Here is a 21,507-nt window from a genome sequence, read left to right on the forward strand (position 1 = left end):
ATACTGATTATGACACAACGTAATACTTTCCTTTTGCTGCTTCTGTTCGCGACTAGCCTGGCTCCATTCACAATGCTGGCTCAGGAACTGTCCTGGCAATCCCTTTTCAACGGCAAGGACCTTAGCGGCTGGACCGAATTAAACGGAGCCCATACCTGGGAGGTGAAAGAGGGGATGATTGTCGGGAGTACCGTTCCGGGCCAACCCAATGGGTTTTTGTGTACCGAGCAGGAATTTGGTGATTTTGTGCTCGAGCTGGAAGTATCCGTGGATACCTTGATGAATAACTCGGGCATTCAGTTTCGGTCTCAAAGCTATCCCGAATACAAAAACGGCCGGGTGCACGGCTATCAGATGGAAGTCGATCCCAAGCCCCAGCAGTGGAGCGGGGCCATCTACGAAGAAGGGGCCGAGCGTGGCTGGATCTACCCGCCGGAAAAAATGGGCCCGGAAGCAAAGGCCGCTTTCAAACGGGACGATAAAAACGGGTACCAATGGAACCATTACCGCATAGAAGCAGTGGGCCCGATACTTCGAACCTGGGTGAATGGAGTGCCCGTTGCCCATTTGGAAGACGATCGCTACCTCCGGGGCTTTATCGGTCTGCAGCTGCATGCCAACAATGAAAACGATCCGCAGGGAAGTTTTTCCATTCGGTTTCGCAATATCCGAATCCAAACGGGAAGCCTGGAGCTCACACCAATGGAAAAGCGGGTGCCGGTGGTCAGCTTGCTGCCTTCCTCTGAGGAGCACCGGGCCGGGAACCCCCTTTCCCTTCGCATCGAACAGGATCGGCAAGCAGGCCGTATCGCCGTCCATGTGGAAGACAAAACAGCACCCATCCTGACCCAAGGTGCAAAACCGGAAGAACGGCCCTACCTGCATCCCATTCTGGCTCCGGACGGCAGGGGAGAGCTAACCGAGTACCGTCCGGACCACCATCCCCATCAAACGGGCATATACTGGGGCTTAAAGCGGGTAAACGAGCGCGATTATTTTATGAACTGGAACCGGGATTATTGGCGACGGGTATCGGCAGACGTTCTTCAGGACGATGGGGAAAGGGTTCGTTGGCAGACCGTGTACGAGATGCTGGACGAGGAAGGAAACGTCTTGATGGTAGAAACCCAAAACTGGTCCCTGCAGGCCTATGCCGACCGCTATATCTTGGATTTGGAATGGCAGGGGGAGGCCAAGATGGATGTGGTAATGGGCAAATTCTATGTGGGCGGTCTTTTTGTTCGCATGCCCTGGGTGCCCGAGACCATTGGTGAGATCCTGAGTGCTTCCGGACACGACGGTATGGAGTTGGAGGGACAGCGGGCCATTTGGAGCGATATCGGGATCAAGCTGGACGGGCGGGAGGACTTTGCCCGGATAGCGATATTGGATCATCCGGACAATGCGGCCTTCCCCACACCCTGGCGGGTAGACAGCCAAATGGGTCTGGGACCTTCCCGGCAAATACTGGGCGACTGGGGCCTGGCTGCCGGAGAGTCGGAAACCATCCGGTACCGCCTGTTGATGTATACCGGTGCCGAGGACAAGGCCCTAAAGGCGGAAGTTTGGAAGGAATTTTTTGGAGGGGAATAGTTTGAGTAGGTGAGGAAATTGCCTGTATAAAGTGTTATAGATAAGCTTTTTGATGATTGGGATAATGACCCGGTTGACACGTTTGGGTGTTGGGTGTTACCTCCCTTTTGTGTAGTTGGAGCTGGATTAGGATGTGCCATTAAAGAAATCAGTAAATAGATGATGAAAGAGATATTAGTTATTCTAGGATTAGCTGCACTGGGAGTTATTGTTTTTGCTGCGTTAAAAGTCCTTTCTGATCATTACCTGTACGGTTGGGGAATTTTAGTTAGTGCCTTTGTTTTTATAGGTACTTTGGTTTACTGGTTTATTATGGTAAACAGGAAAAAGCAGCAAAGTTAAATCAGGGTTGTGCCCAAACATGGTAATACCAAATACTAGATTTTTGGTTGAACACCATTAGGTTGGTGGATTTAGAGCCAAAAAAATAACAGGTCCACTAGTTTGGACCTGCTATTAATGAAAATTTTTTAGATGGGATGTGGGTAAACCAATTATTCAGGTTTTATTCCTGCCCAGCAACCATTTAAAGCCATAATAGCTTATATAGAACCATCCGATTCCAGCCACTATGGAGGTGTAAAAACCGATTTCAAAGGGGCTAAACGATCCGTACGATCCAAATGCCATCAATAAAAGAGCCATGCCAACACTCCCGATTAGAAATCGATTTTTTAGTTTTCCGTTATTGAGCGTGTTATTCATGATTTTCGGGAACTGGTAGATAAACGTTGTCCGGGGATTTATTCTCGAGGGTACCCTTCCGGAATAGTGGCAATATCACCGAAATATCCAATAGCTTCGTTCCAACATCTATGAAAACCGACATTTTAAAGATAATAGCCAATCGCTAAAAAGTCAACCCTCAATTCTGTATCCAAATGAGCCTGTTATACTCAATGTTGGTTCTCATTTGGCCCGGGTTATCCTTCCAGAAGCGTGCAACCACTGGAATAGTACACTTGGGATTCAATCCTTGTTGTGCTGGATTTGCTGTGGGAAGTAGCCTTCAGGAGGCGAACCGATCTGGTAGTATCCTTTTTAGTGAAGGTTTGGCCTTCCACTTTTAGGAATGTATTAACCGCACATTGCTATTATAGCAACCGGATTTTGACTCACTCCGAAAGGTGTTCATTTTTCGATGTATCTCCTTGATTTTATCTTAATTCACCAGGCTAATTTCCTTTTCCCTGAATCCCTACCCCTTCCTCCCCTTCAACTCCAGCTGCATGTCCCGAACCGCCCGGACCAGTTGCTGCAGGTCGGTTTCGGGTTCGGGGATTTCTTTGCTGGTGTAAGCATGAAATTTCCAGATCTCCGCTACCTCGCCCACAGGCACGGTATAGGGTTCAAAGATCGGATTCAGCGAGCGAAGCAGCAGCTGCCCTGCGGCCTGTACGGTCACCAACTTAAACACAAAATCCTGCTGCCCACTCAGGATCACCACGCAGGGGGTATCCGGCTTTAGGGCTGTCCAGTCGTCCTGGTACCGGGTGATGATATCGCTTCCCCCCGGAATGGGCAACATGGAATCCCCCACAGTAGGGAATATCCGGTAGGTACCCTGTCTCGGTAGATTGGGTAGGGAAAACCGGGGCAGGGAGGCAATAAACTCGGGGTCGTTGTACCCGGAAAGGTAGCCCGATTTGGCTTTGATGGGCACGTATTCCACGTTTTCTTGGTTGCCCTTGTCCACGCTGATGGCCAACACCCGCAGGTTGCCGCCCCGCATGTACACGTCGTTTCCGGCTTCCAGCTCCCGCAATTTCAGCTCTCCCAACGTGCGCAGGTCTACCCGTATCAGGCTGTCAATGCTGATCCCGAAATAACTGGAGATGCCCAGAAAATCCTCCGGGGAGGGTGCCTTGGTCTGCCCGGATTCCAGGGCATTGAGTTTGGACCGGGTAAGTGCCAGTTCGGCCGCCAGCCCTTGCTGGGTCAAGCCCTTCCGCTCCCGGAGAAATTTCAGGTTAGCTGGAAAAAAGTTTTTTGACTTTTTCATCGAAGTTTGGTAGTATTAGAGTCAACGATTTGATACGAATCGTGTCAAATATAGGCATTCTGTGAAAACGATGAAAGGAAATAGTGATAAAATAGATCGGCTGCAGGCGTTAAAGCAGGAAATCATGGCCCTGGAAGGATACCTTCCCCCAAAAGGGCAGCAACCGGATTCCAGGCTGCAGCTGGGTCCCTTGCATGCGGCCTTCCCGGGCGGGGCATTTCCCCTGGCCGCCAACCACGAATTTATCAGTCGTACCCCATCCGAGGCGGCTTCCACCCAGGGCTTTTTGGCCGTGCTTCTGGGCATGCTTCTGCAAAAAGGCGGATTTTGCCTTTGGCTGGGGACCCGCCCGCAGGTCTTTCCTCCCGCCCTGAAGCGTTTTGGAGTCACCCCCGAACGGGTGGTTTTTGTGAACGTGCCCAGGGAAAAAGACCTGCTGTGGACGCTGGAGCAGGCCCTCAGTTGCGAAGCCCTGGTAGCGGTGGTCGGGGAAATCAGGGAATTGGGTTTCTCCGAATCCCAGCGCCTGCAATTGGCAGTAGAGCGGAGCCGTGTCACCGGCTTCGTGCACCGCCATCAGCCCCGTAGCCTGCATGCCCTGGCCTGTGCTACCCGCTGGAAGGTGGCCCCGGTTCCGACACCCATGCCGACGGGCATGCCGGGACTGGGCTTTCCTGTCTGGAAGGTAGGCTTGATGAAGGTCCGAAACGGAAGACCGGGCGACTGGCAGCTGCAATGGGACGGGCAGGGTTTTCAGGAAGTTTTCCGGGAGGAGAAGCGGCAAGCAATTACCCAAAACAGCAGAAAGTATGCCTAAGCGTTTTCTATCCCTCTGGTTTTGTCACCTGACCACGGACCGGCTGTCCATTCGACATCCGGAACTCCGGGGAAAGCCCTTCGTATTGGCCGGCAACGAACGGGGTCGGGCCATCGTGCAGGCGAGCAGTCGGGAAGCCTTTGCACGGGGCATTCGTCCGGGAAGGGCCGTGGCAGATGCCCGGGCCATTTTTCCGGATATACGGGTCTTTCCCGACAGGCCCGGTTGGGGAAAGCGGCTCCTCTACCGGCTGGCCGAGTGGTGCCTGCGGTACACCCCACTTCCCGCTGTCGATCCTCCTTCCGGACTGATGCTGGATATTTCGGGTTGTCCACATCTTTGGGGAAGCGAATCGGCCTACCTGCGGGACCTGGTATCCGCCCTGGAAGGCAAAGGCTACCGGGTACGGGCGGCCATCGCCGATACCATTGGGGCAGCCTGGGCACTGGCCCGGTACGGGGAACAGGGCAGCATAGCCGAAGTGGGAGGGCAGCGGGAAGCCTTGCTGCCCTTGCCTCCATCTGCTCTTCGCCTGGAATCGCGGACGCTGGAGGGGCTGGAAAAACTGGGTTTCCGGCAAATCCAGCAGTTTATCGACCTGCCGGCGGCTACCTTGCGCAGGCGATTTGGGGAGGGGCTGCTGCTTCGGTTGGGGCAGGCCCTGGGTAGGGAAGCGGAAGCCTTTCAACCGGTACAGCCCCGGGTTCCCTACGAAGAGCAGTTGCCCTGCCTGGAGCCCATTCGCACGGCCAAAGGCATCGAAATCGCTCTCCGGCAGTTGCTGGATACCCTCTGTCAGCGCTTGAGCAGGGAAGGGAAGGGGCTGCGCAAGGCGGTATTCAAAGGTCTGCGGGTAGACGGAAAAACGGTGGAAATCACCATTGGCACCGGTCGGGCTTCCCACAATCCGGTGCACCTTTTCCGGCTCTTTGCCCTGAAAATCCCCTTGCTGGAGCCGGCCTTGGGAATAGAGTTATTTAGCCTGGAAGGATTGCTGGTGGAAAAGGTGCAGCTGCCACAGGAGCAACTCTGGCACCGATCCGGGGATCCGGCTGCGGTGGCAGAACTGCTGGACCGGATAGGAGCCAAACTGGGTTCGGGCCGCATGCACCGTTTCCTGCCTCAGGAGCGGCATTGGCCGGAACATTCGGTGCGGCCTGCGCTTTCCTTTGACGAAAAACCCGATACGGGCTGGCCCGATTTGGTGCGTCCCCTGCACCTGCTGCCTGTACCCGAACCCATTACGGTCATGGTACCCTTGCCCGATTACCCTCCGGTGCATTTCAAGCACAAGGGCGAGCTGGTTCGCGTGGCTCGCGCCGACGGACCGGAGCGCATCGAGCAGGAATGGTGGCTGCAAACCGGGCCGCCCCGGGATTATTACTGTGTGGAAGATACGGAAGGGGGCAGGTACTGGCTTTTCCGGCTGGGACTTTATGGAAAAGGGGAACCCCAATGGTTTTTGCACGGCTATTTTTCCTGACCCCAAGCGATTTATTCAACCTATTGATACCAATAAATCATGCAAGCAACTCCCTACAGCGAATTGCAAGTAACCTCCAACTTCTCCTTTCTGCGGGGAGGTTCGCATCCGGAAGAATTGGTGCAGCGGGGCATTGAGCTGGGGTACGAAGCCCTGGCCCTGACCGACCGAAACACCCTGGCGGGAATTGTCCGGGCACACGCGGCAGCCAGGGAATCCGGCCTGCGCTTTATTCCGGCCTGCCGCCTGGACTTGCTGGATGGTCCCAGCCTGTTGGCCTATCCCAAAGATCGGGACGCGTACGGGCGACTCTCTTCCCTGCTTACCCTGGGCAATCTTCGGGCAGAGAAGGGGATCTGCCACCTGTACAAGGCGGATGTATACGCCCATGCCCGGGACAGCGTATTTATTGCCGTTCCTCCAACCAGCCTGAATACCCACCTGGATTTTGAACCGTCCTTTTATTCTGCTCTGGAGGAATACCGGGAGGCCTTGGGCGACAGCCTTTACCTGGCCGCCGCTTTTGCCTACAATGGCAGCGATCAGAAACGGCTGTTTCGGATGGCGCAGCTGGAAGAAAGCCTGGGAGTTCCCCTGGTGGCGGTCAACGACGTGTACTACCATGCCTCGGGAAGGAGGGCTCTGCAAGACGTGTTGACCTGTATCCGGGAAAAGTGTACCATTCAACATGCCGGATTTCGCCTGCATCCCAATGCCGAGCGTTTCCTGAAATCCCGGGAAGAAATGTACCGCCTGTTTCGGGAGTACCCGGCTGCCCTTCGCCGGGCGGTGGAAATCGCCGCCTCTTGTCAGTTTTCTCTGGATCAGTTGACCTACCAATACCCCGAGGAAATCAGCAGTGAAGGGCGTAGTCCACAGGAGGAGTTGGAATTGCGTACCTGGGAGGGAGCCCGGGGCAGTTTTGGGGAGCAAATCTCCGAAACCCTTCAGAATACCATCCGGCACGAGTTGGAATTCATTGCCCGGAAAGAGTACGCTTCCTATTTTCTGACGGTATACGACCTGGTGCGTTTTGCCCGAAAGCGGGGCATCCTCTGTCAGGGGCGTGGTTCGGCGGCCAATTCAGTGGTTTGCTATTGCCTGGGCATCACCTCGGTAGACCCCTCCAAGTTCAAGTTGCTGTTTGCCCGCTTTATGTCCGATGCCCGGAACGAACCTCCGGATATTGACGTGGATTTTGAGCACGAGCGCCGCGAAGAAGTGATGCAGTACATTTACGAAAAGTACGGACGGGACCGGGCGGGCATTGTGGCCACTGTCACCCGGTTACATTGGAAGGGGGCGGTGAGGGATGTAGGCAAAGCCATGGGCTTGTCGCTGGATGCGGTGGACCGGCTTGCCAAGTCAGGACACGAACTGACCAAAGAATGGCTGCAAGGCGAGAACGTGTCTTCACAGGGATTTGATCCCCGGGATTCCCATTTGCGAAAAACGCTGCTCCTCACCTGGCAGTACATGGGGTTTCCCCGGCAGTTGGGCCAGCATACCGGGGGCTTTGTGATCACCCGGGACCAGCTCTCCAACCTCTGTCCGGTACTGCATGCGCGGATGGAAAACCGGACCTGCATCGAATGGGACAAAGACGATATCGATGCCCTGGGTTTTCTGAAAGTGGACGTGCTGGCATTGGGCATGTTGACCTGCATACGCAAGGCGTTTGACCTGGTCCGGTCCCATTACGGTCGGTACCTTACCCTGGCCAATATTCCACAGGACGACCCCCGGGTCTACGAGATGATCAGCCATGCCGACACGTTGGGCGTGTTTCAGATAGAAAGCCGCGCCCAAATGTCCATGTTGCCCCGTCTGAAGCCCAGGACCTTTTACGACCTGGTGATCGAGGTGGCGATTGTCCGACCCGGACCGATACAGGGAGACATGGTGCATCCCTACCTCAAACGGCGCAGGGGAGAAGAGCCGGTGGAATATCCCTCCCGCGAATTGGAGGAGATCCTTGGCCGTACCCTGGGGGTGCCCCTGTTTCAGGAGCAGGCCATGGAGATTGCCATCGTGGCGGCAGGCTTTACCCCGGCAGAAGCGGATGGATTGCGGCGAAGCATGGCGACCTTCAAGGCGCATGGGCTGGTGAGCCAGTACGAGAAAAAGCTGGTAGGGGGCATGGTGGCCCGGGGCTACCAAGAGGATTTTGCCAGGCGGGTGTTCCGGCAGCTGGAAGGGTTTGGCAGCTACGGTTTTCCCGAAAGCCATGCGGCCAGTTTCGCCTTGCTGGTCTACGTTTCCTGTTGGCTGAAGTACCACTATCCGGATGTTTTCGCTACGGCCCTGCTCAATAGCCAACCCATGGGTTTTTACCGACCGGCACAGATCGTTACCGATGCCCGCAAGCACGGAGTAGAGGTAAGGCCGGTGGATGTAAACCGTTCCTTCTGGGACCACGTGTTTGAGGAAAAATCCGGTCAGCACCTGTCCATTCGGCTGGGATTCCGGCAGGTAAAGGGCCTGCACGAGACCGACATGCAGCTGCTGGTAGAGCAGCGGAAAAAACCCTATGTCCATATCACCGACCTGATCAATGCCGGGGTACCCAAGGCTGCTCTGGAGCGCCTGGCCGATGCGGATGCCTTTCGATCCCTGGGTCTGGACCGCAGGCAAGCCCTTTGGGAAGTATTGGCCCTTCAGGGCAGGCCCATCGGGGTTTTTACGGGGCAGGTGCAGGAGACACCCCGGGAAAAGGAGGTGTCCCTGCCTGCCATTCCTCCCATGGAGCAGGTACTCCGGGATTATGCCGCCACCACCCTTTCCCTGAAATCCCATCCCCTAAGCCATTTGCGGGACCAACTGGATCAGTTGCGCGTGAGCCCCACGTCCCATTTGGGAAAAATGAAGGACGGGGCTTTTGTCAAGGTTTGCGGCCTGATTACCGTGAGGCAGCGGCCAGGTACGGCCAAGGGGGTGCTTTTCATTACCGTCGAAGACGAGACTGGCTTTGCTAACCTGGTGGTATGGGCCAAGACCTTTGAGAAATACCGGTCCGTTATCCTGCAGTCCAAACTGCTGATGGTGTCCGGGAAACTACAAATAGAAGGAGAGGTAATCCACGTGGTGGTGCGCGCTTGTTACAACCTAAACAAGCTGCTGCAACCCAGTTCGGTGGAACAAAACCGCAGGTCGACAGGGAAGGGAGAAGCAGGCGGGGAAGTTTCCCAGCGCCCTTCTGGAGAAAAGGGGCAACAGGGGGAACTGTTTCCCTCCAGGGACTTTAAATGAGGAGGTTCAGGTAATGCCTTGCTCCCATCCGTCGGTTTTGGTGCCGGGAAATACCTGGAAAACTCTCCGTGACAGGAAATGGAGGTTTTTTTTACCTGATTTTTATCATACATTGACTTGACCTTTGCAACGGCTTTTCTCAGGAAAGTTGATGAATTTGGGAGATGAAAGCAATGTATGGCACTACTGAATAAACTGAACACCCCTTTCTTTCAGGAAGTAGGAGAAATAGCCCGATTTACGGGGCGTTTTTTCCGGGAAGTCAGCAAGCCCCGGCAGGAGTGGGAGGAGTTTGTGAACCAAAGCTATTTTATTGGTTACAAGACCTTTACCCTCGTGGGTATCACCGCCTTCATCATGGGGCTGGTTTTGACCATTCAGTCACGCCCTACCTTGGTGGAATTTGGGGCGGCGTCTATGCTTCCATCCATGGTGTCTGTTTCGTTGGTCCGGGAGATCGCACCCGTGATTACAGCCTTGATTTGTGCGGGTAAAATAGGCTCTGGAATTGGTGCGGAACTGGGATCGATGCGTGTGACCGAACAGATCGATGCGATGGAGGTCTCGGGAACCAATCCCTTCAAATACCTGGTCGTTACCCGCGTGTTGGCCTCCACCGTCATGGTACCCATTCTTTCCAGTCTGGCCATTGCGATTTCCTTGTACGGAGGGTATCTGGGAGCGAATCTGAAAGGAGATGTCAGTTGGCCCTTGTATTGGTACCAAGCCTACAAAGTATTGATTTTTGGGGATTTTGTACCGGCTATGGTCAAGACGGTATTCTTTGGCTTTGCCATTGGCATCGTGGGCTGCTACAAAGGCTATCATTCCCAAAAGGGAACCGAAGGTGTAGGAAGGTCTGCCACCACGGCAGTGATTGTGGCTTCGCTGTTGGTGTTTATTTTGGACTTGATAGCGGTGCAAGTTGCCGATGTCCTGGGACTTACCTGATTTTATGGCAAAAGGCGACTCCATCATCGAAGTAAAAAACCTGAATAAATCCTTTGGGCAGCATCACGTGCTTCGGGATTTTTCGCTTACTCTTTCGGAGGGAGAGAATCTGGTGATTCTTGGAAAATCAGGTTCCGGGAAATCCGTTTTGATCAAATGCATTATCCGATTGATCGAGCCGGACAGCGGGAGGATTACGGTTCTCGACCAGGACATCAGCCTGCTGGATCAGGACGAAATGGACTTGCTTCGTGCCGATGTGGGGTTTTTGTTTCAAAGCAATGCACTCTACGACTCCATGACGGTCCGAAAAAATCTGGAATTTCCACTTCGCCGGCATTGGACAAAGGAGGAGCGTGCCAAAAATGCCGAGTCGGCGGTGAAAGAAGCATTGGAGGACGTGGGCTTGTTGCATACCATCGATATGATGCCTGCCGAACTCTCGGGAGGGATGCGCAAGCGAATTGCTCTGGCCCGGACAATCATTCTCAAGCCAAAGGTGATTTTATACGATGAACCGACCACCGGTTTGGACCCGATTACCGCTAGAGAAATCAGTGAGCTGATGAACCGGATTCAAGAAAAATACAATACCGCTTCCGTCATCATATCGCACGACATGAATTGTATCCGAATGACTGCCAACCGTATCATCATGTTGATTGAGGGGAAGAATTATGCGGAAGGAACATTTGAAAACTTAATAAAATACCAAGACCCCAAGGTGAGGGAATTCTTCGAAGGACTATGAGTACAGATAGAAAATTATCCAATGCGAAGCTTGGCGCGCTTGTGATCGCTGGCTTACTGTTTCTCGTCTTTTCGCTCTATATGATCGGGAGGAATCAGAATATCCTGGGAACATCCATGCACGTTTTTGTAGAAATGGAGGACGTGAATGGCTTACTTCCCGGGAACAATGTGCTGTACAAGGGAATGAATGTAGGCACGGTAAGTGATATCAATGTGTTGGATGAAAATACGATTCAGGTGGATCTATTGATTCGAAACAAAATGACCCCTTTCATTCTCAAAAATGCCCGAACCACCATCAATACCGATGGACTGATCGGGAATAAGATTCTGCAAATCCACCCACAGGAGGGAGATGCGCTGCCGATTGAAGAGGGAGATGTCTTGATTCCCCTGGAGCAAATTGGTACAGAGGACATGCTTCGGCAGCTCAACAGTTCGGGCGATTACCTGCAAAATACGCTGATGAACCTATCTGAAATCACAGAAAAGATCAATCAAAACCAGAATCTTTGGAATACGCTTTCAGATACACTTTTGCTGGTGGAGATGAAAGATGCGGTTCGCGTTTTCCGCCGTGCTGGGGATCAGGCGACTCAGATGGCCATGGCAGGGAAGGAATTGCTGGAAAACATCGAAAACGGGAATGGTTTGGCAGGTACCTTGATTTCGGATACGGTGCTGACAGCAAGAGTGGAGCAAAGCCTGGAGCAGATCGAATCGACCACGGCTGAGACACAGGGCCTCCTTCAGCAGCTCAATCCGCTGATCGAGGGAGTGAAAGCAGGCGAAGGAACTGCCGGGTTGATTTTGGAAGACTCGCTTTTCCGGGCTACCCTGATGCAGACACTAATCAATCTGGAGTCCAGCACCGAGAAGTTCAATACCAATATGGAAGCCATGCGGTCGAATTTTTTATTCAGAAGGTACTTCAAAAAGCTGGAAAAAGAGGAAAGGAAAGCGGCAAATCAGCATTGATTGGGACTGATTTTTCAGGTAGTTCCTCCCCTTGTCGCGCGATAATTTTCGCATGGTACCTATCGGTATGCTGGTAGAGCTGGGTGAAAGCAAAACTCGCCAAGCAATACTTCTGAGTAGGAAAGTTCGGTAATCAATTTATTATTATTAATTAACAAATACGTTAATGGCATGGTAATTGGACCGTTTTTAGTCCTGCCAGATTGGGAATGTCCAATCGGTAAGGAATGGAATCAATTAATAACCAAACTATTTTGTAACATGCCAACGTTAAATGATAAGTTCGTAGCTATTTTGACCGAAACGGGATTTGAGGAGAGTGAATTGAAAAGCCCTAAGCAGGCATTGGAGGAAGCCGGAGCTACCGTTCATGTGATTTCGCCAGCAAAGTCTATCAAAGGTTGGAAAGACGGCAACTGGACGGAAGAAGTGAAAATAGACAAGCAACTACAGGATGCCGATCCGGCCGACTACCATGCCTTGATGATTCCCGGAGGAGTAATCAATCCCGATAAACTGCGGACCAACACGGATGCGATTGACTTTGTTCAGTCCTTTTTTGAAGCAGGCAAGCCGATTGGCGCCATTTGCCACGGTCCACAGGTGTTGATCGAGACGGGTGCCCTGGAAGGAAGGGAAATGACCTCCTGGCCCTCCATCAAAACCGATCTGATCAATGCCGGTGTGGCATGGACAGACAGCGAATGTGTTTGTGATTCGGCTCTGGTGACGGCCCGAAAGCCGGACGACCTGCCGACGTTCAATAAAAAATTGATTGAAGAGATTCGCGAGGGAGTGCACGAAGCGCAGAAGACCGTTTGATCACAGGTTGAATAAGCAAAATTTAAGGCCCTGCTTTGTAAAAAGGCAGGGTTTTTATTTTTTAGGGCAGGATGAAATAGCGCCTGCTGAAGGCAGACAAGCAATACCCGGAGCGTTGAAAAAAAATACGCATTTGCAAATGAGAAATGATAGCTGATTTCACCTAGCGCTTGCCATGTGAAACGGTACCATGTCGAAGGCAGGTACAGCCGGTGGCCCCAAAAATTATCCGGGGGACATGCGAGTATCTCCCGACTCAGGTTTGCTATCGCAGCTTCCGCTGCGGGATAGGCAGGTCCGGTAAATGACAAGTAGGAACGGGGTGAAATGGGGAGGTGCTAATTTTTTTTTGCCGTAAGGGTAATTTCATCAAAATAGATTTTTCCCGAAACCCCTCTTGGTGTTGTTAAATTAACCCGGATGAAATCGACCTCAGCGGGAAAGTTATCTATGGTGACGAAAATGGGTGTCCAGTCAAAACCACCTTCGACGAAAAAATCGGTGGATGAATTGGTGCCATTTTTATAATATGCTTCGTCCTCCGGCCGGGGTGTAAGCTGAAAGGTGACCAAGACGGAAGGAGCGTTGGGGTAGGTACGTCGAATATTTTCTCCCTTGACGAATGCTACCAACTCCATGCTACTTCCTGGCGCAGGCATCGGACCTGCGTATGTTTGGGACCAGGTTCCCGCGTTAAAATTCAAACTGTCCGGGTTTGCTATGAACAAGGACTGATTTCCAGTCAAAAAAATCTCCTTGCTTATCCCTATTTCGATTCTTTCGGATTGGCTGGCCATCCAGGGAAAAACCGAATCAGGGTCGGACGATAAATTGGAATTACGCAGCAATTGTGTTCCCGGCAAAACCTTGTCTTCCACCTCACATGCAAAAAACAGAAACAAGGGAAGCAAATAGAAAAGGTTCCTTAGGGTCATAAAAGCAATTCATTATAGCACCATATACGGTGTATGGTCAGAATGGGTTGTAAGTCCCGGTATGGGTCGCGCCATATTCCTTCTTTTGTGGATAGGGGAAGTACCCGAGAAAGAAATTCATGGCTATCGCCCGTTAGCCAACAAGGAAATCGTCAAATGAAGGTAGCTTACTTGCCTGGACTCAGGAAGAAGAGGGAATTTCGAAGGGCAAAACCGTAGAAATGCCTATATTTCATCCTGTTCCCGGATATGCCCGAAACAGCGGCCATCCGTTGTTGGTAGTGAAACCCAAAATAACCCGTTTCCCATGATTGATAGACGCACCTTTCTTCAAAAATCGACCCTGGCCTCGGCCGGAATGGGGCTGTTGCCTGCTTTAGCTGCATTGCCCGCCTACGCAAAGCCCGCTGCGGCAACCGATAAAATGATCGGTATCCAAATGGGTGGCTATAGTTTCTACGATGAAGGGATGGAAAAGGTATTGGATTTTTTGCAAAATGAGGCGGCAATCAATACCCTGATGATCTACAGCCATACCTATTACAGCGCAGACAATAGGCCTGCCCATGTACTGGCAAGCGATCATGGAATCGATCCGGCCGGGCTCACCAACCGAAAGCTTACCAAAACCTGGGTTCGACACGACGAGCGTTTCTACAAAAACACAAGCCTACGGCATTTCAGTCCGGATAGCAGCTACCTGTACGCGGATAAGGATATTTTCAGGGAGATTGTTCCGTTTGCGAGGCAGCGAAACATGAAAGTGCTTATTCGATTGATGGAATTATCCGCAGACAAGGGGATGCAATACATCCATAACTTTGAACGTGTCCTGACGCAGGATATTTATGGAAATCCGGGTAGCGGACCCTGTTGGAACAACCCGGACTATAGAAATTGGGTGTATGCGACAGTGGAAGACCTGTTTCACAATTACGATTTAGACGGGATGCAGTACGGGGCGGAACGCACGGGAGCCCTTTCCCGGCTGTTGTTTCAGGGTTCCGTGCCGGATTGTTTTTGCGAACATTGTCGCAAGCGAAATGAAGGAAAGGGCATCGATTTTTTCCGGGCCAAAGAAGGATTCACGCAACTCTATCAATTCATTAAAAAGGTTGAAGCCGGGACGCATGCAGCGGCCGACTCGGTTATGGTAAACGTGCTCAGGTACCTTCAGGAGTACCCGGAGGTTCTAGCCTGGAATTTCCAATGGTTTAGGGCGGATGAAGAAATCCAACAGGAAGTATACACCCGAATAAAAACGATAAAGCCCGATGCGATTGTTGGAAGGCATGTGGATCATCAGCGTTCTACCTGGGATATTTTCTACCGCTCGGCCATTACCTATGGGGAGATGGCCACGCACGCCGATTTCATCAAACCGATTTTATACCACGATATTTTGGGTCCCCGCTTGCGCTGGTGGGTATTGGAACGCATGAAGGATAGGGTCTTGAAAGACCTATCCCTGGAGCAATCCCTGGATTTGTTTTATGCCTGGATGAGTTTCGGTAAAGAGGCACAAGTACCCCTGAATGAGTTGGAACCAAAGGGAATGGGGCCGGAATACGTGTACAACGAAACCAAGCGCTGTGTAGCCAGTGTGGACGGAAAATCCAAGGTGATTGCGGGTATCGGAATCGACGTGCCCTGGCACGCGCCCGAAGGCCTGGTGGCCTATCCAAGTGATGCCAAAAGGTTGCAGGAATCGGTCTTTCGGGCCATGGAAGCAGGTGCCGATGGATTACTGGCCTCCCGGGAATACGACGAGATACGGCATTCCAGCTTGCGGGCTTTTGGAGAGGCAGTAAGAAAGGTGCAGTAAGTTGAATTTCTATGCGGCGGATTCGTTCGAAGGGTATGCTCCAGCAAGTAGCGCGCCCGGCGGATTGCCCATTTGTGCCCCCAGCGGAGCGGTGTTGCTGACCGACAAACACAGTTTTGTGAATGGCAAAATAGTTAATGTGTTGGCTTTCAACTGGCAGCAGGACAACTTCCCCGAGTTGCTGCAAGCCAATGGTTACCAGACCGACATGATCGGAAAGATCCATATGGATGAGATTTCCCAAGGCTTTGATTTTTTCCTGGTGCTGCCCGAGCAGGGATAGTATTATAAGCCCGACTTTCTGATAGAAGGGAGAGGGTAAGAAACGAAGGGTATGTGACCGATAGCATCACAGATACCCCTCTGGACTGGATGAATCCGGGCTGACGGAAAAAGCCATTGTGGTATATACCTCCGATCAGGTTTTTTACCTGGGGTGCGGGTTTGACAAGCGCTTTATGTATGAAAAATTCACGCGATACTGTTAGCTAAACGACATTGAATCGTATTAGTAAATCCTGTTCATTCCTTGCTGAGGTTTTAGCCACAAGCCACTATTTTGGCCAAAACATCTTATTTGATTTCCGCAAAAAATGCTTCCAGGTCCAGTTCAAATCCCGTTACGGCAGAAGACCTTGCCCGATCCCCGGAAGGCATCAGGCGGGAACTGTGGTACTTGCCTTGAATCAGGGTGTAAATTAAAAGTGTCTGTCCGGCTGCATCCATCAGCCAATATTCCTTTACCCCGGATTCCTCATACACCTCGTATTTATGTTGGAGTTCAAGCTGCTTGTTGCCTGGGGAGAGTACCTCCACCACCAGGTCAGGTGCACCGATGCAGCCTCTGTCGTCCAATTTGTCTAGGTCACAGACCACGCAGATATCCGGTTGTACGACCGTAAATATTTTATCGTCTTTTTTGGATTGGACAGGAAGCCGCACATCAAATGGGGCAATATAGGCCTGGCAGGTTTTGCCTTTCAGGAACATGTTGAGTTCTGTATGAAGGTCTCCCGTTAGTCGTTGATGAATTCGGTTTGGAGCTGAAGCAGCCTTTTTGAATACGTTGCCTTTGATCAGTTCGACCATCTCCTCTAGGTCCCAGGACAGGTAATCCGCATAGGTATACCCCCCATAGCTTACGTCGGGTTCTTTTACATAAGGTTTGGCCTTTTCTTTTTCCATACCTGAATATAACAAATTGGAAGCAATTTTTTCCATGGATCAAAAAAATCCCGCTTGCATTTGCTGGTCTAAATGTTTTAAATAATTATGTGTATTTTTAATTTCCCCAATCGGATGGTCGATCACCCGTCCAGGAATTGTATGAAATCTGTTCTAATGAGGGAAAGCAGGTAAAGCATGCAAGCTGTATTCTCCTTATTGGAGATTACATTCTGTTTTACTGGCTTCGATTGAGTTTAAGTAAGGGCCATTCCAAGTCCTTTTTATTTACGGAGAAGATTTCCCTGTTTTTACTGTGGGGAAAAAAGTGGGAAAGAAACTTTAGTTATAAGGAAGATTTGAAATGATATGAAGCTGTGTTTAGTTTTATTTACGGGTTTGCTTACCGTGGCTCTTTACTCCGTTGTTTCCAATGAAGACAAGAAAAAGGATGAGCTAGTGGAAATAGTGAAGGCATATGCGGATGAAATGATAAAAAATGGTCGGGATAGCTACGGGAATACGCATTCGCCGCTCTTTGCCGCCGCGCTCGATAGGGCAACTATGCGATTGGGAACAACAGAAAGCTTTGGTGAAATTTTGGGAGTACGGGAAAGTGACAGGTCACTGGGAGGTGCCAATCCTCAGGAGGACCGATCCTTGTATGCCATCCTTTACCAGCTGACTGCTATTACTGCTGACGAAAAATATGCCCGAGAAGCAGATAAATCCCTGAAATTTTTCTTTGATCACTGCCAAAGCCCTGAGACCGGATTAATGGCCTGGGGAGAGCACCTGTATTGGGATTTTCACCAAGAAGCAGTTGGAGGAACAGACATGCATGAGATCAACGGGGAATGGCCATTCTGGGATCAATGTTATCGTTTGGCTCCGGATGCCAGTTGGCGTTTTGCCTTGGGTTTATGGGACAATCAAATCGACAGCAAGGAGACCGGCGATTATTCCAGGCATGCACGTTGGTCGCGTCGTGAAACCTATCAGGGATTTGAATTCCCCCGATATGCCGGGCAAATGATTTCAACCTGGGCAGATGCTTATGTGCGGGAGGAGAACAAAGAAAAAATAAGAAGAGGTGACTTGATTCATGCGATTTCAACTGTAGTCGGTCGCATGGAGGACAATAGTAAAATAGCCGAATCCGGTTACCTGATTGCTGGAAGAGCGGAACAAGGTGATCATATAAACGTCGTATGGTTGAGCAGTAATCTGGAGATGGCAAGATGTCTATGGGATGCTGCAAAACAAATCAAACCTTTTGATAAAGAACTTGCCATGCGAATGGAAGAATTGGCCATTCAACAAGATTTGGATTTTCATAGAACAGCACACCTTATCTCAGAGGGTGGAGGTTTTACGGTTACCCTGCATGCCAAAACCGGTGAACCCAGGCATCGTTCCATGAATATTCCCTACACAGCAATTTGGGCTACGGGTTACGGGTATTCCACCCATGCCGATCTGGGTGTTTTATTGTTTGCCAGGTATTTGCAATTGAAAGAAACTCATCCGCAACTGGCAGATAAATACAAAACACTAATAGTTGCTGCAGCAGAACAGTATCTTTCGGCAAGTCCTGATGAAAATGAACTGCAAAAACCCGAGGCCTTTGCCAAAGTGGTGGAACACATGATCAATACTTATCAATTGACAGGAGAAGCAAAGTATCTCAGGCGGGCGGAATACTTCGCCTGGTTGGGAATTGATTTATTTCTTGCTGGTGGAAATCCCCTGCCAATGGCCACCAATCAACACGATCATTATGAAGCCATCACCGGAGGGCCAGATTTTATATATGCCCTTTTGCATCTATACCAACAGTACAATCTCTCTCAATCTGATGCCTGAGCTTGTCGAAGGCCACTCTCCTTCAATCTCTCCTCAATCTGAATCAATCTCTTTCACCTTTTCTCCTTCAATCTTTCTGTTAACACCGCAGCAGCACATTTATGCCGGCCAGGGTGCTTTATCCGAAATCAGTTTTTTCGCTACCAACTCCTCCCAAAATGCCTGTGGAATTTTTACTTGCATGGCTGCTACATTGGCCTTCGCCTGATCCGGGTAGCGGGTCCCAGGAATGACTGCAGAGACCACAGAAGGGGCAGCAGAAAATTGCAAGGCAGCGGAGATCAGGTCAATCCCATTTCGTTTGGCGATTTCTGTCATTTGTCGCCGCTTTTCCTTAAATCCCTCCGGCATTTCTCCCCAATAGTTGTACCGGTCTATGCCTGCCAGGAAGCCGGCATTCAGGGGGGCACCCACCACAATGTCCACGCCTTTTTCGGCACAAGCGGGGAACAAACGCTCCAGGGCATCTTCATGGTACATGAGTGAGTATTGGGTCGCAGAAAGGCAAACATCCGGATCGGCCACTTTGAGGGTCTCCAGTATGGGTTCGATGCGGTTTACACCAAGCCCCCAGCCTTTGATCAATCCTTCTTCCCGCATTTTCGTCAGTTCGGGCATGGCACCTTTGGCCGCCACCTTAAAGTAGTCCATCCAGTTGTCCTTCATGTCTCCATTATCAGGGGAGAGGTCATGGATAAAGACGATGTCAATGCTGCTAATGCCCAGCCGCTGCAGACTGTCTTCTACGGACCTGCGGACTCCCGCAGCGCTGTAATCGTATTCGTAGTCAAAGGGGGAAGCTTCTTTCCAGGAGTTGTTTCCGGGTGCCTGCCTTGCGGCTTTTAATAGCCTGCCTACTTTGGTGGCCAGTATATAATCTTCTCGTTTTTGATTGTGGAGAAAGCGACCAAAGCGCCGTTCGCTTAAACCCAATCCGTACCAGGGGGACGTATCAAAAAACCGCACTCCGGCCTCCCAGGCACCTTCCAGCGCCAATTGGGCCTGTTCATCTGTGGTAGGTCTGAAACCATTGCCTATGGCCACGCCCCCCAGGCCAAAGTTGGCCGGAAGGGTGACCTTATCAAATTTTGCTTTCGAAGTCATAGCTGCTGTCGTGTTAAAATGGTATCCGGGCAAGATGGAAGCCATACCGGTGATTGCTCCCAATTGCAGGGATTTATGGATAAAATTTCTTCTGCTGCTCATAAGGTAGGGTATAAAGTTCGGCAATCCGCCGGAATTTTGGATCAGTGGATCCTATTTGAACCCGATACCGGTAGATTAAATCGATTTATTTCAGTTTTTTACAGAAATCCGACTACATTCTATAGTAATTATCAACTTAAAATTACTTGATTTTTGGTTGAAGGGCAACCTTAATCCATCCAAATGCCCGTCTATTCACGTTGCTTCCTGTTTGGTAATCGTTTTCGTTGGGTGGTTATTGGATACGATGATTAGGGAGATGGATAAAAACAGGGTTTATTTTTAAGTAGGGGGAAAACCTTCTGGTAGGCAAAAGCTTTTGTCCAAAAAGCAGCTAATTCTTTTTATATTCACCGATTAATCCCGGGTCATTTTCAGTCCTGGCAGGTTTTTAAAACCTTCCAGGGCTTTCAAGCCATGCAAATCAATAGAAAATGAAAAGAAGAGAAATGTTAGCCAGAATGGGAGCGATATCCGTTGGACTGACCGCCCCCCAACTTTCCAAAGGCGAGGTTCTGGCAGCACCCTATACCATCAAAAAGCTGAAAATTGAAACCGATATTTTGATTGTCGGAGGGGGTACAGCTGGCGTAATTGCCGCCATTCAGGCGGGTAGGGCCGGAGCCAAAACCACCCTGATTGAAAGTGGCAGCCAATTGGGAGGAACCACCACTACCGGAGGGGTATCCTTTCCCGGAATTTTTCATGCCTGGGGAAAGCAGATCATCGGCGGCATTGGCTGGGAACTGCTCATGGAGGCGGTAAATTTGAACGACGACATACTGCCCAATTTCTCCATCGTGCCCAACAATACCACGATCCGCCATTGGAGGCATCAGGTAACCGTGAACGGGGCGCTGTATGCGCTGCTTGCGGAGGAAAAATGCATCGAAGCGGGGGTGGATATTCACTTTTATGAAACGCCTACCGAAATTACCTTTAATGGTGGCAAATGGACCGTAAAAACCGTTGGCAAAGGAATTACCCACGAAATTATTTGCGATCAGATCATCGACTGTTCGGGGAATGCCGCCGCCGCATCTATTGCAGGCTTTCCCCTTTTGCGCGAAGCAGATACCCAACCGGGATCTTTTATCTTTCGGATTGGAGGCTATGATTTTGATTCCCTGGACCTGTCCAAAATCCCCAAAGAATACCACGGCCGACTCCGACAAAACATGTTGATCAATGATGAGGTAAAGGTGGAATCCTCGGTCAATAATTTTCCCCCGACACCGCCTTACAATTACGTCTACGTGCATGGGGCCGACTCGTCCACGGCAGCGTTGCACACCCAGGCAAACCTGAAGGGTAGAGCAGAGCTACTGAAACTGATCCGTACCCTGCGTACTTTTCCCGGATGCGAAAAATTAAAATTACTGGATGCCCAACCGGAAACGGCCGTTCGGGAAACCTACCGAATCGACGGACTTTACAAAATCAGCCATGAAGACTATGTTTCTGGAAAAGTATTCCCCGATTCCTTGTCTTACTCGTTTTACCCAATAGATTTACACCGAAACGGGGAATCCATTTACCAGGAGTTTCTGAAAGAGGATGTGGTAGCTACCATACCCCTGCGGTCGTTGATTCCCAAAAGCAGCCGCAATTTCCTGGTAGCCGGGCGTTGCCTGAGTAGCGACCGGCTGGCAAATTCCGCATTGCGGGTGCAGGCTTCCTGCATGGGTATGGGCCAGGCGGCGGCAGCGGCGGCTGTTTTGGCCATCAAATACCAGGTTACACCGGCTGAAGTCCCCCTGGATGGGTACCAGGCTGCTTTTTTTGAACAGGTTAAAACTAGAATTTTTAACTTAGTGATTATGAAAAAGAGCAAATTTAGCGAAGAGCAGGTCATCAAGATCC

The 21,507-nt window shown here is 50.9% G+C and carries 18 protein-coding genes; 13 read left to right on the top strand and 5 right to left on the bottom strand.

The genetic code is table 11. The features are described 5' to 3' along the window. Positions 1 to 9 precede the first annotated feature (9 nt). Complete coding sequence (locus GCU44_RS05745; protein WP_154854989.1) at positions 10 to 1,593, top strand: DUF6807 family protein; 1,584 nt, start codon at positions 10 to 12, stop codon at positions 1,591 to 1,593. A 159-nt stretch (positions 1,594 to 1,752) separates the two neighbouring features. Continuing rightward, positions 1,753 to 1,935, top strand: coding sequence for a hypothetical protein (locus GCU44_RS05750; RefSeq protein WP_154854991.1), 183 nt, complete (start codon positions 1,753 to 1,755; stop codon positions 1,933 to 1,935). Positions 1,936 to 2,091: 156 nt separating this feature from the next. On the opposite strand, the gene GCU44_RS23070 is transcribed toward GCU44_RS05750, so the two are convergent. Together GCU44_RS23070 and GCU44_RS05760 are read right to left on the bottom strand one after the other, a co-directional pair. Beyond that, on the bottom strand, positions 2,092 to 2,298 hold the full coding sequence (locus GCU44_RS23070; RefSeq protein ID WP_154854993.1) for a hypothetical protein: 207 nt from the start codon (positions 2,296 to 2,298) through the stop codon (positions 2,092 to 2,094). Positions 2,299 to 2,791: 493 nt separating this feature from the next. Then, positions 2,792 to 3,595 carry an XRE family transcriptional regulator gene (locus GCU44_RS05760; RefSeq protein WP_154854995.1) on the bottom strand — a complete coding sequence of 268 codons (804 nt, stop codon included), beginning with the start codon at positions 3,593 to 3,595 and terminating at the stop codon, positions 2,792 to 2,794. Positions 3,596 to 3,665: 70 nt separating this feature from the next. Between GCU44_RS05760 and GCU44_RS05765 the strand changes: the two genes are divergently transcribed. The 7 genes from GCU44_RS05765 (at position 3,666) to GCU44_RS05795 (ending at position 12,648) form a co-directional block, all read left to right on the top strand. Then, positions 3,666 to 4,412, top strand: a complete 747-nt coding sequence (locus GCU44_RS05765; RefSeq protein WP_154854997.1) for an ImuA family protein — start codon at positions 3,666 to 3,668, stop codon at positions 4,410 to 4,412. Continuing rightward, positions 4,405 to 5,895 carry a Y-family DNA polymerase gene (locus GCU44_RS05770; protein ID WP_174238234.1) on the top strand — a complete coding sequence of 497 codons (1,491 nt, stop codon included), beginning with the start codon at positions 4,405 to 4,407 and terminating at the stop codon, positions 5,893 to 5,895. The genes GCU44_RS05765 and GCU44_RS05770 overlap by 8 nt, the downstream gene beginning before the upstream one ends. A 39-nt stretch (positions 5,896 to 5,934) precedes the next feature. After that, positions 5,935 to 9,144, top strand: a complete 3,210-nt coding sequence (locus GCU44_RS05775; RefSeq protein ID WP_154854999.1) for an error-prone DNA polymerase — start codon at positions 5,935 to 5,937, stop codon at positions 9,142 to 9,144. 177 nt (positions 9,145 to 9,321) lie between these two features. Then, entirely contained in the window at positions 9,322 to 10,095 is a 774-nt protein-coding gene (locus tag GCU44_RS05780; protein ID WP_092177578.1) for an MlaE family ABC transporter permease, read from the top strand. A 4-nt stretch (positions 10,096 to 10,099) separates the two neighbouring features. Then, the gene (locus GCU44_RS05785) at positions 10,100 to 10,846 is read left to right on the top strand and encodes an ABC transporter ATP-binding protein (protein WP_154855001.1); all 747 of its coding nucleotides are present in this window, start codon (positions 10,100 to 10,102) and stop codon (positions 10,844 to 10,846) included. Next, complete coding sequence (locus GCU44_RS05790) at positions 10,843 to 11,826, top strand: MlaD family protein (protein WP_154855003.1); 984 nt, start codon at positions 10,843 to 10,845, stop codon at positions 11,824 to 11,826. The genes GCU44_RS05785 and GCU44_RS05790 overlap by 4 nt, the downstream gene beginning before the upstream one ends. A gap of 261 nt (positions 11,827 to 12,087) precedes the next feature. Then, entirely contained in the window at positions 12,088 to 12,648 is a 561-nt protein-coding gene (locus tag GCU44_RS05795; protein WP_154855005.1) for a type 1 glutamine amidotransferase domain-containing protein, read from the top strand. Between the two features lie 338 nt (positions 12,649 to 12,986). Here the strand turns inward: GCU44_RS05795 and GCU44_RS05800 are convergent, their stop codons facing one another. Then, positions 12,987 to 13,583, bottom strand: a complete 597-nt coding sequence (locus tag GCU44_RS05800; protein WP_154855007.1) for a hypothetical protein — start codon at positions 13,581 to 13,583, stop codon at positions 12,987 to 12,989. Positions 13,584 to 13,890: 307 nt separating this feature from the next. On the opposite strand from GCU44_RS05800, the gene GCU44_RS05805 reads away from it, so the two are divergent. Together GCU44_RS05805 and GCU44_RS05810 are read left to right on the top strand one after the other, a co-directional pair. Then, positions 13,891 to 15,408 carry a hypothetical protein gene (locus tag GCU44_RS05805; RefSeq protein WP_154855009.1) on the top strand — a complete coding sequence of 506 codons (1,518 nt, stop codon included), beginning with the start codon at positions 13,891 to 13,893 and terminating at the stop codon, positions 15,406 to 15,408. Position 15,409: 1 nt separating this feature from the next. Next, positions 15,410 to 15,691, top strand: a complete 282-nt coding sequence (locus GCU44_RS05810; protein ID WP_241684851.1) for a sulfatase-like hydrolase/transferase — start codon at positions 15,410 to 15,412, stop codon at positions 15,689 to 15,691. A gap of 290 nt (positions 15,692 to 15,981) precedes the next feature. Here the strand turns inward: GCU44_RS05810 and GCU44_RS05815 are convergent, their stop codons facing one another. After that, positions 15,982 to 16,593 carry a Uma2 family endonuclease gene (locus GCU44_RS05815; RefSeq protein WP_154855011.1) on the bottom strand — a complete coding sequence of 204 codons (612 nt, stop codon included), beginning with the start codon at positions 16,591 to 16,593 and terminating at the stop codon, positions 15,982 to 15,984. Positions 16,594 to 16,941: 348 nt separating this feature from the next. On the opposite strand from GCU44_RS05815, the gene GCU44_RS05820 reads away from it, so the two are divergent. Further along, positions 16,942 to 18,438, top strand: coding sequence for a hypothetical protein (locus GCU44_RS05820; protein ID WP_154855013.1), 1,497 nt, complete (start codon positions 16,942 to 16,944; stop codon positions 18,436 to 18,438). Between the two features lie 99 nt (positions 18,439 to 18,537). Here the strand turns inward: GCU44_RS05820 and GCU44_RS05825 are convergent, their stop codons facing one another. Continuing rightward, on the bottom strand, positions 18,538 to 19,644 hold the full coding sequence (locus tag GCU44_RS05825; protein WP_154855015.1) for an aldo/keto reductase: 1,107 nt from the start codon (positions 19,642 to 19,644) through the stop codon (positions 18,538 to 18,540). Positions 19,645 to 20,078: 434 nt separating this feature from the next. On the opposite strand from GCU44_RS05825, the gene GCU44_RS05830 reads away from it, so the two are divergent. Continuing rightward, positions 20,079 to 21,507, top strand: a 1,429-nt coding sequence (locus GCU44_RS05830; protein WP_154855017.1) for an FAD-dependent oxidoreductase, incomplete at its 3' end; no start/stop codon positions are given.

Source organism: Cyclobacterium xiamenense, from assembly GCF_009467825.1.
Lineage (GTDB): Bacteria > Bacteroidota > Bacteroidia > Cytophagales > Cyclobacteriaceae > Cyclobacterium > Cyclobacterium xiamenense.

Coding starts and splice junctions, on each gene's coding strand:
- GCU44_RS05775 (WP_154854999.1), top strand. CDS start 5,935: ATGCAAGCAACTCCCTACAGCGAATTGCAAGTAACCTCCAACTTCTCC.
- GCU44_RS05770 (WP_174238234.1), top strand. CDS start 4,405: ATGCCTAAGCGTTTTCTATCCCTCTGGTTTTGTCACCTGACCACGGAC.
- GCU44_RS05750 (WP_154854991.1), top strand. CDS start 1,753: ATGATGAAAGAGATATTAGTTATTCTAGGATTAGCTGCACTGGGAGTT.
- GCU44_RS23070 (WP_154854993.1), bottom strand. CDS start 2,298: ATGAATAACACGCTCAATAACGGAAAACTAAAAAATCGATTTCTAATC.
- GCU44_RS05785 (WP_154855001.1), top strand. CDS start 10,100: ATGGCAAAAGGCGACTCCATCATCGAAGTAAAAAACCTGAATAAATCC.
- GCU44_RS05805 (WP_154855009.1), top strand. CDS start 13,891: ATGATTGATAGACGCACCTTTCTTCAAAAATCGACCCTGGCCTCGGCC.
- GCU44_RS05815 (WP_154855011.1), bottom strand. CDS start 16,593: ATGGAAAAAGAAAAGGCCAAACCTTATGTAAAAGAACCCGACGTAAGC.
- GCU44_RS05795 (WP_154855005.1), top strand. CDS start 12,088: ATGCCAACGTTAAATGATAAGTTCGTAGCTATTTTGACCGAAACGGGA.
- GCU44_RS05820 (WP_154855013.1), top strand. CDS start 16,942: ATGAAGCTGTGTTTAGTTTTATTTACGGGTTTGCTTACCGTGGCTCTT.
- GCU44_RS05825 (WP_154855015.1), bottom strand. CDS start 19,644: ATGAGCAGCAGAAGAAATTTTATCCATAAATCCCTGCAATTGGGAGCA.
- GCU44_RS05765 (WP_154854997.1), top strand. CDS start 3,666: ATGAAAGGAAATAGTGATAAAATAGATCGGCTGCAGGCGTTAAAGCAG.
- GCU44_RS05745 (WP_154854989.1), top strand. CDS start 10: ATGACACAACGTAATACTTTCCTTTTGCTGCTTCTGTTCGCGACTAGC.
- GCU44_RS05780 (WP_092177578.1), top strand. CDS start 9,322: ATGGCACTACTGAATAAACTGAACACCCCTTTCTTTCAGGAAGTAGGA.
- GCU44_RS05790 (WP_154855003.1), top strand. CDS start 10,843: ATGAGTACAGATAGAAAATTATCCAATGCGAAGCTTGGCGCGCTTGTG.
- GCU44_RS05800 (WP_154855007.1), bottom strand. CDS start 13,583: ATGACCCTAAGGAACCTTTTCTATTTGCTTCCCTTGTTTCTGTTTTTT.
- GCU44_RS05760 (WP_154854995.1), bottom strand. CDS start 3,595: ATGAAAAAGTCAAAAAACTTTTTTCCAGCTAACCTGAAATTTCTCCGG.